This is a genomic window from Variovorax sp. GW821-FHT09B05 (assembly GCF_059418265.1).
On record NZ_JBWKPN010000009.1, the window covers coordinates 244343 to 257985 of the forward strand.

The following is a 13643-nucleotide window of genomic DNA, read 5'->3' on the forward strand; positions in this document are numbered from 1 at the left end:
ATCCGATGCGCAACCCCTCTCTTCTTCCCTCGATCGGCTTCCTCGCCGCGGCCCTCGCCATCGCCTTCGCGCCCACGGTGGCCGATGCCGGCCTGCTGCGCCTGCTGAGCGAGGTGCTCGTGGTGCTGGCCATGGCCCAGATGTGGAACCTGCTGGCCGGCTACACCGGGCTGGTGTCGATGGGGCACCAAGCCTTCGTCGGCATCGGCGCCTACCTGGTGTTCGTGGTCTCCGACCGGCTCGGCCTTTCGCCCTACTGGATGGTGCCGCTGGCCGGCGTCGGCGCGGCGCTGCTGGCGGCCGCGGTGGCGCCGCTGATGTTCAGGCTGCGCGATGCCTACTTCTCGATCGGCATGTGGGTGCTGGCCGAGATCGTGCGGCTGCTGGTCGCCAAGTTCCCGCTGTTCGGCGGCGAATCGGGCGTGCCGCTGCAGGCGGTGCGGCTGGTCGATGCCGAGACCTTCCAGCGCAACGCGTTCTGGATCTCGGGCGCGATCGGCCTCGCGGCCGTGGCCGGCGTCTACCTGCTGATGCGCTCGCCCTTCGGCCTCGGGCTGATGGCGGTGCGCGACAACGAGCTGGCCGCCACCAGCATCGGCGTGAACGTCTGGCGCAACCGCTTCATCGCCTTCGTGCTCTCGGGACTGGGCTTCGGGCTGGCCGGCGGCGCGCATTTCATGGGCACGATGTTCGTCTCGCCCGACTCGGCCTTCGACATCAACTGGGTCGTGACCGCGATGTTCATCGTCATCATCGGCGGCATCGGCACCATCGAGGGCCCGCTGATCGGCACCTTGATCTACTTCGGGCTGCGCGAGCTGTTCAACACCTGGTTCGCGATGTCGGGCGGCTGGTACCTGATCGCCATGGGCAGCATTGCCGTGGCCGTGATGCTGCTGGCGCCGCGCGGCCTCTGGGGCCTGGCGCGCGAGCGCTGGGGCTGGCGCGGCCTCAGCGTGCAGCGCCATCCGCCGCACAGGGCGGCATCGATTTCCCCTTCTTCTCCTTCCATTTCCCCCACCACCGAGGACGCAACGCATGAAGAACACCGCCTTCTTTCACGATGAACGCACCTTCTGGCACGTGCCGGGCGGGCTGCACGCCCTGTTCCTGCCGGTCGGCGGCTGGGTCCAGCCCATGGCCGGCAGCGGCATGGCCGAGTCGCCCGATTCCAAGCGCCGCATCAAGTCGCTGATGGACGTGTCGGGCCTCAGCGCGCAGCTCGACCTGCTGGGCGCGCCGATGGCGAGCGAGGAAGACCTGCGGCGCGTTCATCCCGCGAGCTACCTCGAGAAGTTCAAGGCCGCCAGCGACGCGGGCGGCGGCGATCTCGGCGAGGTCGCGCCCTTCGGTCCCGGCAGCTACGAGATCGCCAAGCTCTCGACCGGCCTGGCCATCGCCGCCATGGACAGCGTGCTGCAGGGCCGCCACCGCAACGCCTTCGCGCTCACGCGGCCGCCGGGCCACCATTGCCTGCGCGAGCACAGCATGGGCTTCTGCCTGTTCAACAACATCGCGGTGGCGATCGAGACCATGAAGGCGCGCCATGGCGTCAAGCGCGTGGCCGTGATCGACTGGGACGTGCATCACGGCAACGGCACGCAGGCCATCTTCTACGACCGCCCCGACGTGCTGACCGTCTCGCTGCACCAGGAGAACTGCTTCCCGCCCGGCTACAGCGGCGCCGAGGACCGCGGCGAGGGCGAGGGCCTGGGCTTCAACGTCAACGTGCCGCTGCAGCCCGGCGGCGGCCACGCGAGCTACATGTATGCCTTCGAGCGCATCGTGGCGCCGGTGGTCGAGCGCTTCCGCCCCGAGCTGATCGTGGTGGCCAGTGGCCTCGATGCCAATGCGGTCGATCCGCTGGCGCGCATGCAGCTGCATCCCGAGTCGTTCCGCCAGATGATGAAGCAGGTCAACGCGCTCGCGGCGCGGCACAGCGAAGGCCGCGTGGTGGTGGTGCACGAGGGCGGTTACTCCGAGGCCTGCGTGCCCTTCTGTGGGCTCGCGGTGGTCGAGGAACTCTCGGGCCACCGCACCGAGGTGCAGGACCCCTTCAGCGACTTCTTCGGCCTGCAGCAGCCCTCGGCGCGCTTCGATGCGTTCCAGCGCGGGCTGATCGACGAGATGGCGGCGCTGCACGGGCTCTGAGCGCCACGCCGGGCCCGGGCTCAGGCGGGCTGCGCGTGCCCGAGCGCCTGGAACGGATGCCAGTGCGAACCGGCGCGCTGGCGGCTCGCCGGCGCGGCCTTCGGCGGCGCCGCGCTCGCCGTCTGCATGCGCGCCTCCAGCAGGTCGAGCAGCGCGCGCAGCGCCGCGCTGTTGTGGCGGCGCTGCGTGTAGGCCGCGAACAGCCAGAGGTCGCTGGGCATGAAGTCCTCGAGCACGGGCACGAGCCGGCCGCCGTCGATGTGCGGCTGCGCGAGCAGCGCGGGCACGCAGACGGCGCCGACGCCCGCGAGCGCCGCGGCGATCAGGGCGGCCGCATCGTTGGCGTCCATGCGCGCGTTCACCGGCACGCTGTGCGGCTTGCCGTCGACCTCGAAGGGCAGGTGCGCGGGGCCGCCGCCGGCCGAGTAGGCGAGCACCTCGTGGCGGCGCATGTCGTCGGGCACCCGCGGCATGCCGCGCCGGGCCCAGTAGCCGGGCGTGGCGCACAGCACCAGCGCCATGGGGCGCAGCTTGCGCACGATCAGGTTCTCGTCGCCGATGCGGCCCACGCGCAGGGCGACGTCCACGCCTTCCTCGACCAGGTCGATCATGCGGTTGCTCAGGTGCAGGTCGATGTGGACGTCGGGATGCAGGGTGATGAACTCGCCGAGCAGGCCGGGGAAGTCGGTCTGCACGAGGCCGTGCGGCGCGGCCACGCGCAGGCGCCCGCTCGGGCGCGCGCCATGGGCCTGCAGTTCGTTCTGCGTGTCCTCGACCATCTCCATCAGCGGCATGCTGCGCTCGCGCAGCAGCCTGCCCGCGTCGGTCAGCGTGACCGAACGCGTCGAGCGGTTGAACAGCCGCACGCTGAAGCTGGCCTCCAGCTGCGCGACATGCTTGCTGACGCTGGCCTTCGAGATGCCCAGCATGTCGGCGGCGCGCGAGAAGCTGCCGCGCTTGGCGACCTCGAGGAAGGTGCGCAGGTGCTCGAGACCGTCCATCGAATCCCTGCTCCGTTCAGGACGCCTTGGCGGCGCCGGCCGTGCGCGCGGCCGGGCGCCGCTGCACCAGCACGTGCGTGCTCTCGGTGATGGGCTCGCCGCTGCTGCGGTCGACCAGCACGGGGTCGATCTGCCGGCCCGTTTCCTTCTCCTGCAGCACCACGCTCTTGCCCTCGGTGGCGAAGTGCCGGTTGCCCCAGGTCACGAGCGAGAGCAGCACCGGCCGGAAGTCGCGGCCCAGCGGCGTGAGGCAGTACTCGTAGCGCGGCGGGCGTTCGCTGTACTGGCGCTTCTCGAGCAGGCCGTCCTCGACCAGCGAGTTGAGCCGGCGCGTCAGCATGTTGGGCGCGATCTGCAGGCTGTTGACGAAGTCGTCGAAGCGGGTGATGCCGTAGAAGGCGTCGCGCAGGATCAGGATGCTCCACCGCTCGCCCACGCGCTCGAGGCTGCGCACGATGGGGCAGTACTTCATCCGCTGCTCGGGGCTGATGGGCGTGGGGGTCTTCGGGGTCATGGGCGGCTCTTCTTGGAAACGTCGGTGGCGCGGAAGTCGGCGGGACTCAGTGCGCGTCGGCGGACGGTGCCTTCGGCGGCCCGACCTTGCGCATGAGCGGCACCATCGCGGTGGCGATGATGAAGCAGACCATGATGCCAAAGAAAACGTCGGAAAAGGTCAGCGTCAGGGCCTCGCGGAAGGTCAGGCTCCACAGCTGGCGCAGCGCGGCCGAGGCGCCCACCAGCTGGTCGGTGGCGCCCTGCAGCCGGCTGCCCACGCCGTCGAGCAATGCGGTGGTGGCCTCGTTGCTGCGCGTGAGGTGCTCGGCCAGCCGGTAGAAGTGCAGGTTGGTGCGGTCGTTGAGCAGCGTGGCGCAGGCCGCGATGCCGAGCGCGCCGCCGAGGTTGCGCATCAGATTAAACAGCCCCGAGGCGAGCTTGAGCCGGTTCATCGCGAGGCCGCCGAGCGTCAGCGTGACCGCGGGCGGCACCGCGAACTGCTGGCCGATGCCGCGCAGCGCCTGCGGCAGCAGCAGCTCGGCCGGGCCCCAGTCGTGCGTGATCGGCGTGAACTGCCACATCGACAGCGCGAAGCAGGCCAGCCCGAACATCATCAGCCAGCGCAGGTCGACGCGGTTGGCGAAGAAGGCATAGACGGGAATGGCCAGGATCTGGAACACGCCGGTCGAGAACACGGCCAGGCCGATCTGCAGCGCGCTGAAGCCGCGCACGCGGCCGAGGAACAGCGGCGTCAGGTAGATGGTGGCGAAGATGCCGATGCCCGTGATGAACGAGAACAGGCAGCCGAGCGCGAAGTTGCGGTCCTTCAGCGCGCGCAGGTCGACCACCGGGTGCGCGTAGGTCATCGAGCGCCAGACGAACAGCACGCCGGCCGTGCCCGAGACCCAGGCGGCGCCCGCGATCGCGGGGTCGCCGAACCAATCGAGGCGCGGTCCCTCCTCGAGCGTGTACTCGAGGCAGCCGAGGAACAGCGCCATCAGCACCATGCCCAGGTAGTCCGCATTGCGCAGCAGCGACCAGTCGTGGCGGTCGATCTTCACCAGCAGCGGCACCGCGATGGTGACGAAGATGCCGGGCACGAGGTTGACGAAGAACAGCCAGTGCCACGAGTAGCTGTCGGTGATCCAGCCGCCGACCGAGGGCCCGAGCGTGGGCGCCAGCGAGGCGATGGCGCCGATGATGGCGGCCGCGAAGACGCGCTGCTTGCCCTGGAAGAAGGCGAAGGCGGTGGTGAAGACCAGCGGGATCATCGAGCCGCCGAGGAAGCCCTGCAGCGCGCGGAAGGCGATCATGCTCTGGATGTTCCAGGCGATGCCGCACAGGAGGCTGGTGAGCGTGAAGCCCGCGGCCGAGACGGCGAACAGCCAGCGCGTGGACAGCACGCGCGACAGCCAGCCCGACATCGGGATCACGATGATCTCGGCGATCAGGTAGCTGGTCTGGACCCAGACCGTTTCGTCGGTGCCGGCCGACAGGCCGCCGCCGATCTCGCGCAGCGATGCCGAGACGATCTGGATGTCGATCAGCGCGATGAACATGCCCACGCACATCGCCGCGAAGGCCAGGGCCTTGGCGGAGGTGGTCATGCCGGCGGGGTCGACGATCTCCGAGGCGGGCTGGCTCATGGTTCGCCTGCCGTGCCCGTGCGTGCGTTCGCGAGCTGCACGTCGCGCGCATCGACCTCGGCCGTGACCGACAGGCCGGGGCGCAGCAGGCCGAGCACGCCGTCGGCGTCGTCGAGCACGATGCGCACCGGCACGCGCTGCACGATCTTGGTGAAGTTGCCGGTCGCGTTCTCGGGCGGCAGCACGCTGAACTGCGCGCCGGTGGCCGGCGAGAGGCTCGCCACGTGGCCGTGGAAGCGGCGTCCGGGCACGGCGTCGGCCTCGACGGTGGCGGGCATGCCGGGACGGAAGCGCGCGAGCTGGCTTTCCTTGAAGTTGGCGTCGATCCACAGGCCGCGCGCCGGCACGATCGACATCATGTGCGCGCCGGCCGCCGCGAAGGCGCCGTTGCGCGCATTGCGGTTGCCGACCGTGCCGTCGATGGGCGCGCGCAGCTCGGTGTAGCCAAGGTTGAGCCGCGCGATGTCGCGCTCGGCCGTGGCCTGCGCGAGCGCGGCCTGCGCCTGCTGGCGGCGGGTGGCGATCACGTCGAGCTCGCGCTCGGCGGCCAGCTTGCTCGCCTGCGCCTTCTGGCCGTTGGCCACGGCCTGCTTGTAGTCGGCCTCGGCCTTCTGCGCGCTCTGCACCGACACGGCCGCGGTGGCCGAGAGGTTCTGCAGCCGCTGGGCATCGTCGCGCGCGCGCAGCGTCTCGGCCGCGGCGGCGCTCACGCTCGCTTCGGCCTGCGCGATCACGGCCTGCTGCAGGCTGCGCGTGGCGAGCAGGTTGGCCAGCACGGCCTCCTGGCTCGCGACCGTGGCCTCGGCCTTGTCGAGGGCGGCGCGGTAGTCGCGGTCGTCGAGCTTCACGAGCAGGTCGCCCGCATGCACCGCCTGGTTGTCGGTGGCCGCGGCGCTGACGATGTAGCCCGGCACCTTGGGGCTGACGACGGTAATGTCGCCGCCCACGTAGGCGTCGTCGGTGCGTTCGACGAAGCGCCCGCCGTTCCACCAGTGCCAGCCATAGACGGCCGCGGCCAGCACCACGGCGATGGCCGCGCAGCTCGCGACGAGGCTGCGCCCGTGCGGGCGCCGGTGCCGCGGAATTCCTGCCGGGGCCTTTTCAACGGAGGAGTCCGTCATGTGTTGTTTTCCTTGGTCGGATGGGAATCGGGTGGCTTGCATTCATGTGGATTGCAATATGCAAGTTACTATACAGTTGCGACTTGCATCGTGCAAGTAACTGACCGATCGACCTTCGAATCCCGCCGCCAAGGAACCTCCATGAACCTCCGCCAGACTCCGTTGCCGATACCGCCCCGCCGCCCGCGTTGGCCCGGCTTTCGCCGGTTGCGCGTCGGCATCGTCATCGCCTCGCTCGGTGTCGCCGCGTGCGCCGTCGGCCCGGACTACGCGAAGCCCGAATCCGCGATGCCCGAGCGCTTCCAGCACGCCGCAGTGCCGTCGCCCGCTCCCGAGGTGCGGCTGGAAGCCTGGTGGAGGGGCTTCGGCGATCCGGTGCTCGAGCGCATCGTCGAGCGCGCGCTCGTGCAGAACCTCGACCTCGCCGCATCGTTCGCGCGCGTCGCGCAGGCACGCGCCGCGGCGCAGCGCGCGGTGGCCTCGGAGCGCCCGGCCATCGCCGCCGACGCGCAGGCCGCGAGGCAGCGCCAGTCGCTCGAAAGCCCGCTCGGCGCGCTGGCCAGCGCGCACCCCGGCTACCAGCGCGATGCCTCGCTCTACGACAGCGGCATCGGCGCCAGCTGGGAGCTCGACCTCGCGGGCGGCCTGCGCCGCGGCGCCGAGGCCTTTGCGGCCGAAGCGCAGGCGGCCGAGGCCGAGCACGCGGGCGTGCGCATCTCGATCGCCGCGGAAGCCGCCGATGCCTACTTCCGCGTGCGCGCCGCGCAGGCCCGCCTCGCGGTCGCGCAGTCGCAGCTCGACACCGACCGCGAACTGCTGAGCCTGGTGCGCATGCGCCTGAGCCAGGGCATGTCGACCGCGCGCGAGCGCGCCCAGGCCGAGGCGCGGGTGGCGCAGGTCGAGGGCACCTTGCCCGCGCTGCAGGCCGAGCGCGACACGCAACTCAACCGCCTCGACGTGCTGATGGCCGCCACGCCCGGCACCCATGCGGCCGAACTCGCGACGCCCGCCGCGCGCGTGGTGCTGCCCGCGCTGGCGACGGCGCTCACGCCGGCCGAGCTGCTGCGCCGGCGCCCCGACGTGATCGCCGCGGAACGGCGCCTCGCCGCCTCCAGCGCCCGCATCGGCGTGGCAACGGCCGAGTACTACCCGAGCGTCTCGCTGTCGGCGCTGCTGGGCTTCGAGAGCCTGCGCACGGCGACGCCGTCGTCGGCCAACTTCCAGCCGCTGGCCGCGGTCGGCCTGCATTGGCGGCTGTTCGATTTCGGCCGGGTCGACGCCGAGGTGGCGAAGGCCGAGGGCGCGAAGGCCGAAGCGCTGGCGCGCTACCGGCAATCGCTGCTGCACGCCACCGAGGACGTCGAGAACGCGCTGATCCGGCAAGGGCAGCTCGATGCCGAGCGCCTCGCGCTGCTGCAGGAAGTCGATGCCGATGTGCGTGCACGCGGCGCCACGCAGCAGGCCTACGCGGGCGGTGCGGTGAGCCTGCTGGAATTGCTCGAGCAGGACCGGCAACTGCTCGCCGCGCGCGACCGGCTGGTGCGCGTGCAGTCCGACAGCGGCCGTGCCGCGGTCGCCACCTTCCGCGCGCTGGGCGGCGGCTGGTAGCGCGTCTGCTCCGTCGACCTCAGAGCAGGTCGGCGCGCAGTTCGCGCACGCCGCGGCCCAGGCGTTCGCGCAGCAGCGCGCCGAGCGTCGAGCCATCGGCATAACCGACCTCGGCCGCGATGGCCTCGAGGTCGAGGTCGCTGCCGTGCACCAGCGAGCGCGCGCGCTCGATCCGCAGGTCCTGGATGTAGGCCAGCGGCGACTTGCCGAGCACGGCCTGGCAGCGCCGCTGCAGCGTGCGCGGACTGGTCGCGAGCGCGCGCGCCGCCGTGTCGAGCGAGAAGCCCTGCTTGAGGTTGTCGCGCGCCCAGCGCTCGAAGCGCAGGATCGCGGGGTCGGCCTGCGCGAGATGGTGGGGCACGATGTACGGCGCCTGCGAGGAGCGCAGGTCCGCGAGCAGGTAGCGCGAGACCATGGCCGCGAGATCGGGGCTGGCCTGCTGGATCAGCCACAGCGCGAGATCGAGATGGCCCATCGCCGCGCCGGCCGTCACCACCCGGCCCGAGGGCACCAGCATGCGCGATTCGTCGAGGGAAACCTTGGGATAGCGCTGGCGGAACAGCGGGCCCAGCCACCAGGTCGTGGTCGCCTGGCCGCCGTCGAGCAGGCCGGCATCGGCGAGCAGGAAGGTCCCGATGCACGAGGCCGCGATCCGCGTCCCCTGCGCATGCCAGGTGCGCAATTGCGCCTTGGCTTGGCGCACGTCAGGCCGCCCGAGCGCGGGTACCAGCGACTCGGGCGTCGAGGTGTTCAGCGCCGGCACCACCACCCAGTCCGGCCGCAGGCCCGGCGGTGGCGGCTTCACGGGAAGCGCGATGCCCTGGCCCGAGCGCACGCGCCGGCGCATGCCCACGATCGTCACCTCGAAGGACGGCGACCCGCCCATCTCGCGGGCCGCGAACTTGTTGGCGAGACCGAGGGCGTCGAGCATCACGGTGAGGCCGGTGTCGAAGACGCCGTCGAGGGCGAGCAGGAAGATGTGCATGGCGGAAATGGCGGGAAAGACGTCGCTTGCGACTATAGGGACTCGGCACCGGAACGAGCCTGGAAACCCTTCCGGCAGGTTGGCGGAAATGACCGTGAAGTTGTCGTTCGCGCCTGTTCGGATTTTCCGCGCCGGCACCTAATCTCGGTCTTCCTCAACAACGCAACGCACTTGCATCAGGAGTCCCCATGAAAGTCCTCGCCATCGGAACCATCGTCAAGTCGCTCTCGCCCGAGCAACGCCAGCAGGTCATGTCGAAGGAGGTGCCCGACACCCTGCAGCTCTATCTCGACGGCCGGATCGAGCAGTACTGGTACCGCAGCGACAAGCCCGGCGTCGTGTTCCTCATGAGCGCCGAGTCCGTCGAGCAGGCCAAGGCCGCGATCGATGCGCTGCCGCTCGTGACGGGCGGCTTCGCGCAGTACGAGTTCATGCCGGTGGGCCCGCTCGCGCCGCTGGGCCTGCTGCTGCAGGGCCGCTGAGCCACCCCGGATCCTGCTACCCGCCGATCTCGACCACGATCTTTCCCTTCGCGCGTCCCGCCTCGACTTCTTCGTGGGCCTGCATGGCCGCGTCGAAGTCGAAGCGGCGCGCATCCATCAGCGGCAGCAACCGGCCGGTCTCGACCAGCTTCGCGGCCTCGCGCAGGATGTGGCCGTGGTGGGCGCGGCCCTTGCCGCTGAGCATGGGCAGCAGGGTGAAGACGCCCGAGTAGGTGGCCGCGCGGAAGGACAGCGGCGCCAGCTTGTGGGTGCCCCAGCCGAGGCAACTGACGACTTGACCGCCGTACTGGCGCGCCGCGCCGAAGGAGGCATCGAGTGTGGCGCCGCCCACGGTGTCGTAGACCACGTCGAAGCCTGCGCCGCCGGTGTGGGCCGCCACGTACTGCTCGACCGTCGTGGTCGTGTAGTCGATCGGCGTGGCATCGAAGCCGCGGATGGTCTCGGCCTGAGCGGGCAGCCCGGTGGCGTACACCTGCGCGCCGAGCGCGACGGCGATCTGCACCGCGACGTGGCCGACGCCGCCGGCACCGCCATGCACCAGCACCTTCTGTCCCGCCTGGGTGCGCGCGCGGTCGACCAGGCCTTCCCACGCCGTGATCACGACCAGCGGCAGGGCCGCGGCCTCGCGCATCGAGAGATTGACGGGCTTGGGCGCGAGCAGGTCGGCATCGACCGCGGCGAACTCGGCCAGCGAGCCCTGCAGCCCGCCGACGCCGCCGGTGAGGCCGTACACCCCGTCGCCGACGCGGAAGGCCGTGACGCCGGGCCCGACCTGTTCGACCACGCCGGCGAGGTCCATGCCGAGGATCGCGGGCAGCGGATGGCGCGCATGGGCCGCGGCGCCGGCACGGATCTTGGAGTCGAGCGGATTGACGCCGCTCGCATGGATGCGCACCAGCACCTCGCCTTCGCGCGGCACGGGCCGGGGCACCCGGACGGCCTCGAAGCGGCCGCCGGCTTCGCGCACCACCAGTGCGCGCATCGAATCGTCTTTCGACATGGAGAACTCCTTGTGTTGCTTGAAGAGGCGTCCATTGTTCGATCTTCAAAACTGAACGTAAACTCACAGAACTGCATCACATCCATTCACTTTTGATGGGTTGAAAACCATGGACTGGAGCGACGTGAAGATCTTCCTGGCGGTGGCCAGGGCCGGCTCGCTGGGCGGCGCCGCGCGCCTCACCGGCCAGTCGCAGCCGACCATGGGGCGCCGGCTGCGCGTGCTCGAGCGCGAGGTCGGGCAGGCGCTGTTCCAGCGCGGCAAGGACGGCTTCGTGCTGACCGACGAAGGGGCCTCGGTGCTCGCGCATTCGGAGCGGATGGAAGAGGAGGCGCTGGCCTTCGAGCGCCGGCTGGCGGGCCAGGCGCAGCAGCTCGAGGGCCAGTTGCGCGTGTCGTCGTCGGACTGGTTCGGCGTGCACATCCTCACGCCCGTGTTCGCGGAGTTCGTGCAACAGCACCCGCGGGTCAACATCGAGCTGATCACCGATGCGCGCCTGTTCAGCCTCGCGCGGCGCGAGGCGGACCTGGTGTTCCGCATCCAGCCCTTCGACGAAGCGGACGTGGTGCAGCGCAAGGCCGTGCATGTCGCCTACCGCGTCTACCGCGCGAAGGGCACGGCGCATCCGGTGCGAAGCGATGGCCAGGGCGTGCCGCTGATCACGCTCGACAGCGCGTTCCAGGACTTCCCCGACGCGGCCTGGCTGCGCAAGAAACTGCCGAAGGCGCGCGTGGCCTTCGGCAGCAACAGCCGCGAGGCGCAGGCCCGGATGTGCGCCGCGGGCGTGGGCCTGGCCGTGCTGCCCGCGCCGCTGGGCGACGCTTGCGCGGCGCTCGAGGTCGTCGATCTCGGCGGACTGCCGCCGGGGCGCGACGTCTGGGTCGGGTTCCACCGCGACCTGCGCCGGCTCGGGCGGTTGCGGGCCCTGGTCGACGCGACCGTCGAGCGCCTGTCCGCGAGCTAGAAAACCATCCCGCCCGCGACGTCGATGGTGCAGCCCGTGACCCAGCCCGCATCCTCGGAGACAGCGAAGGACACCGCCCCGGCGATGTCACGGGGCTGGCCGGCGCGGCCCAGCGGCGTCTTCGGCACGAAGTGGGCCGAATAGGCCTCGGCACCGGCCGCGTTGCCCTCGGTGAGGACGAAGCCGGGCGCGATGCCCACCACGCGGATGTGGCGCGGACCGAGCTCCATGCCGAGGCTGCGGGTCAGCACGTCGACGGCGCCCTTGGTCGCGCAATAGACGTGCGCCTGCGGCGAGGGGCTGGTGGCCACGCCCGAGCTGATGTTGACCACCGTGCCGCCGCTGGGCAGCACGCGCGCGGCGGCCTGCGTCATCAGCAGCAGGCCGCGCACGTTCAGGTCGAAGTGCTCGGCGATGCTCTCGGGCGTGATCGTGTCGAGCGAATCGAGCCTGTAGGTGCCGGCGTTGTTCACGAGGATGTCGAGCCTGCCGAAGCGCGCCAGCGTGGCATCGACCAGCGACTGGATCTGTGCCGGTTCGGAGATGTCGGCCTGCACCGCCACGGCCTGGCCGCCCGCGGCGGTGATCCGGGCGACCACTGCCGCCGCTTCCTTCTCGCTGCGCGCGTAGTTGACGACGACGCTGGCGCCGTCGCGCGCGAGGCGCTCGGCGATGCCCGCGCCGATGCCCTTCGAGGAGCCGGTGACGATGGCGACCTTGCCTGCGAGATGGGTCATGCTGAATCCTTTGAATGGTGAAGCGTTGGACCCAACGATAGGCCGCCGATTGCTGAATTGAAATATGGATCGGGTCGATGCGATTTGAAGCCAAGCTTCATAATGAAGCGATGGCTCCCGACCTCATCCCCTTCATCGCGGTCTTCGCCCGCGTCGCGCATCACGGCAGCTTCACGCGCGCCGCGGCCGAGCTCGGCGTGTCGCCCTCGGCGCTGTCGCAGACGCTGCGCTCGCTCGAGAAGCGGCTCGGCGTGCGGCTGCTCGACCGCTCCACGCGGCGCGTCAGCGTCACCGAGATCGGACAGAGCTTCCTGCAGGATGCGGCGCCCGCGCTGGCGGCGCTGTCGGCCGCCGTGGAACGTGTCAACGAGGTGCGCGAGAAGCCGGCCGGCCTGCTGCGCATCAACCTCTCGCGCGTCGCGTTCGAGCTGCTGCTGCTGCCGCACCTGGCCGCGTTCGCGCAGGCCTATCCGGACATCAAGCTCGAGCTGCATTGCGACAACGCGCTGGTCGACCTCATCGGCAGCGGCTTCGACGCGGGCATCCGGCTCGGCGAAAACCTTGCCCAGGAAGTCGTCGCCGTGCCGCTCGGCGGTCCGCATCGCATCGCGACCATCGCGGCGCCGAACTACCTGAAGGGCCGCGCGGCGCCGCGCACGCCCGAGGAGCTGAGCCAGCACCGCTGCATCAACATCCGGCTGAGCAACGGCGTCTACCGCTGGGAGTATTCGAACAAGGGCCGCGACTTCGAGGTGGAGGTCGATGCCGCCATCCTCACCAACGACGGCGACGTGCTGCTGAGCGCCGCGCGCGCCGGTGCCGGCATCGCCTGTGTGTTCGAGGCCCAGGTGCACGACGACCTCGCGAGCGGCCGGCTCGTGCCCCTGCTCAAGCCCTGGTGGCCCAGCTTCCCGGGCTTCCACCTCTACCACGCCAGCCGCATGCACGTGCCGCGCAAGCTGCGCGCCTTCATCGACTTCATGCAGCAGCGCACGGGCCCGCGGCGGCGCTGATCAGCGCGGCGTGGCGAGCGAGCGCAGGTAGGCGATCAGGTCGGCGCGGTCCTGCGCGCCGGGCACGTTCAGCGGCATGGTGGTGCCGGGCACGGCTTTGGTCGGCGCCGCGAGGAAGGCCTCGAGGCCCTGCACGTCCCAGGGCCGGGTCGAGGCCGCCATGCCCGGCGAATAGCGAAAGCCCTCGGCCTTGCCCGCGACGCGGCCGAAGGCGCCGTCGAGATGCGGGCCGATGCCGTTCCTGCCGGTGACGGAGTGGCAGGCCGCGCAGCGCGCGAAGGCGGTCTTGCCGCGCGCCAGGTCGCCGGCGCCGGGGTCGACGGTCTGCGCCTGCGCCGCGCCGATCCCTCCCAGGGCCGCGAGGCAGGCGGCAATCAGCTTCGGTCCGAACTTGTTCGTTGTCATCGTGGATTTCCAAT

14 protein-coding genes are annotated in these 13643 nt (G+C 70.8%); 6 read left to right on the plus strand and 8 right to left on the minus strand.

The features are described 5' to 3' along the window. The first annotated feature begins 5 nt into the window (after positions 1-5). Both AC07RM_RS23830 and AC07RM_RS23835 read left to right on the plus strand, forming a co-directional pair. Positions 6-1067 carry a branched-chain amino acid ABC transporter permease gene (locus AC07RM_RS23830; RefSeq protein ID WP_495336125.1) on the plus strand — a complete coding sequence of 354 codons (1062 nt, stop codon included), beginning with the start codon at positions 6-8 and terminating at the stop codon, positions 1065-1067. After that, entirely contained in the window at positions 1039-2151 is a 1113-nt protein-coding gene (locus AC07RM_RS23835; protein WP_495336126.1) for a class II histone deacetylase, read from the plus strand. The genes AC07RM_RS23830 and AC07RM_RS23835 overlap by 29 nt, the downstream gene beginning before the upstream one ends. Before the next feature lie 20 nt (positions 2152-2171). Here AC07RM_RS23835 and AC07RM_RS23840 read toward each other — a convergent pair whose 3' ends face one another. The 4 genes from AC07RM_RS23840 to AC07RM_RS23855 are packed head-to-tail and all read right to left on the minus strand — an operon-like array spanning position 2172 to position 6414. Further along, on the minus strand, positions 2172-3152 hold the full coding sequence (locus tag AC07RM_RS23840; protein ID WP_495336127.1) for a LysR family transcriptional regulator: 981 nt from the start codon (positions 3150-3152) through the stop codon (positions 2172-2174). Between the two features lie 16 nt (positions 3153-3168). Beyond that, positions 3169-3666 (minus strand): winged helix-turn-helix transcriptional regulator, encoded by a 498-nt coding sequence (locus tag AC07RM_RS23845; protein ID WP_495336128.1) that lies wholly within the window; start codon positions 3664-3666, stop codon positions 3169-3171. Between the two features lie 46 nt (positions 3667-3712). Beyond that, positions 3713-5293, minus strand: coding sequence for a DHA2 family efflux MFS transporter permease subunit (locus AC07RM_RS23850; RefSeq protein ID WP_495336129.1), 1581 nt, complete (start codon positions 5291-5293; stop codon positions 3713-3715). Further along, complete coding sequence (locus AC07RM_RS23855) at positions 5290-6414, minus strand: HlyD family secretion protein (protein WP_495336130.1); 1125 nt, start codon at positions 6412-6414, stop codon at positions 5290-5292. Before AC07RM_RS23855 ends, AC07RM_RS23850 begins: the two co-directional genes overlap by 4 nt. Before the next feature lie 141 nt (positions 6415-6555). Between AC07RM_RS23855 and AC07RM_RS23860 the strand changes: the two genes are divergently transcribed. Further along, a complete protein-coding gene (locus tag AC07RM_RS23860) occupies positions 6556-8022 on the plus strand; it encodes an efflux transporter outer membrane subunit (protein ID WP_495336131.1) in 1467 nt (488 codons plus the stop codon). 19 nt (positions 8023-8041) lie between these two features. On the opposite strand, the gene AC07RM_RS23865 is transcribed toward AC07RM_RS23860, so the two are convergent. Continuing rightward, a complete protein-coding gene (locus AC07RM_RS23865) occupies positions 8042-9007 on the minus strand; it encodes a GlxA family transcriptional regulator (RefSeq protein WP_495336132.1) in 966 nt (321 codons plus the stop codon). 188 nt (positions 9008-9195) lie between these two features. Between AC07RM_RS23865 and AC07RM_RS23870 the strand changes: the two genes are divergently transcribed. After that, complete coding sequence (locus AC07RM_RS23870) at positions 9196-9489, plus strand: hypothetical protein (RefSeq protein WP_495336133.1); 294 nt, start codon at positions 9196-9198, stop codon at positions 9487-9489. A 16-nt stretch (positions 9490-9505) separates the two neighbouring features. On the opposite strand, the gene AC07RM_RS23875 is transcribed toward AC07RM_RS23870, so the two are convergent. Next, on the minus strand, positions 9506-10510 hold the full coding sequence (locus AC07RM_RS23875) for a zinc-dependent alcohol dehydrogenase family protein (protein ID WP_495336134.1): 1005 nt from the start codon (positions 10508-10510) through the stop codon (positions 9506-9508). A gap of 109 nt (positions 10511-10619) precedes the next feature. Between AC07RM_RS23875 and AC07RM_RS23880 the strand changes: the two genes are divergently transcribed. Then, positions 10620-11474, plus strand: coding sequence for a LysR family transcriptional regulator (locus AC07RM_RS23880; protein WP_495336135.1), 855 nt, complete (start codon positions 10620-10622; stop codon positions 11472-11474). Here AC07RM_RS23880 and AC07RM_RS23885 read toward each other — a convergent pair. Next, a complete protein-coding gene (locus tag AC07RM_RS23885) occupies positions 11471-12211 on the minus strand; it encodes an SDR family NAD(P)-dependent oxidoreductase (RefSeq protein ID WP_495336136.1) in 741 nt (246 codons plus the stop codon). The genes AC07RM_RS23880 and AC07RM_RS23885 overlap by 4 nt on opposite strands. Before the next feature lie 110 nt (positions 12212-12321). On the opposite strand from AC07RM_RS23885, the gene AC07RM_RS23890 reads away from it, so the two are divergent. Beyond that, positions 12322-13224: a LysR family transcriptional regulator gene (locus tag AC07RM_RS23890; protein ID WP_495336137.1), complete on the plus strand. Its 903-nt coding sequence runs from the start codon at positions 12322-12324 to the stop codon at positions 13222-13224. On the opposite strand, the gene AC07RM_RS23895 is transcribed toward AC07RM_RS23890, so the two are convergent. After that, complete coding sequence (locus AC07RM_RS23895) at positions 13225-13629, minus strand: c-type cytochrome (protein WP_495336138.1); 405 nt, start codon at positions 13627-13629, stop codon at positions 13225-13227. Positions 13630-13643: the final 14 nt, after the last annotated feature.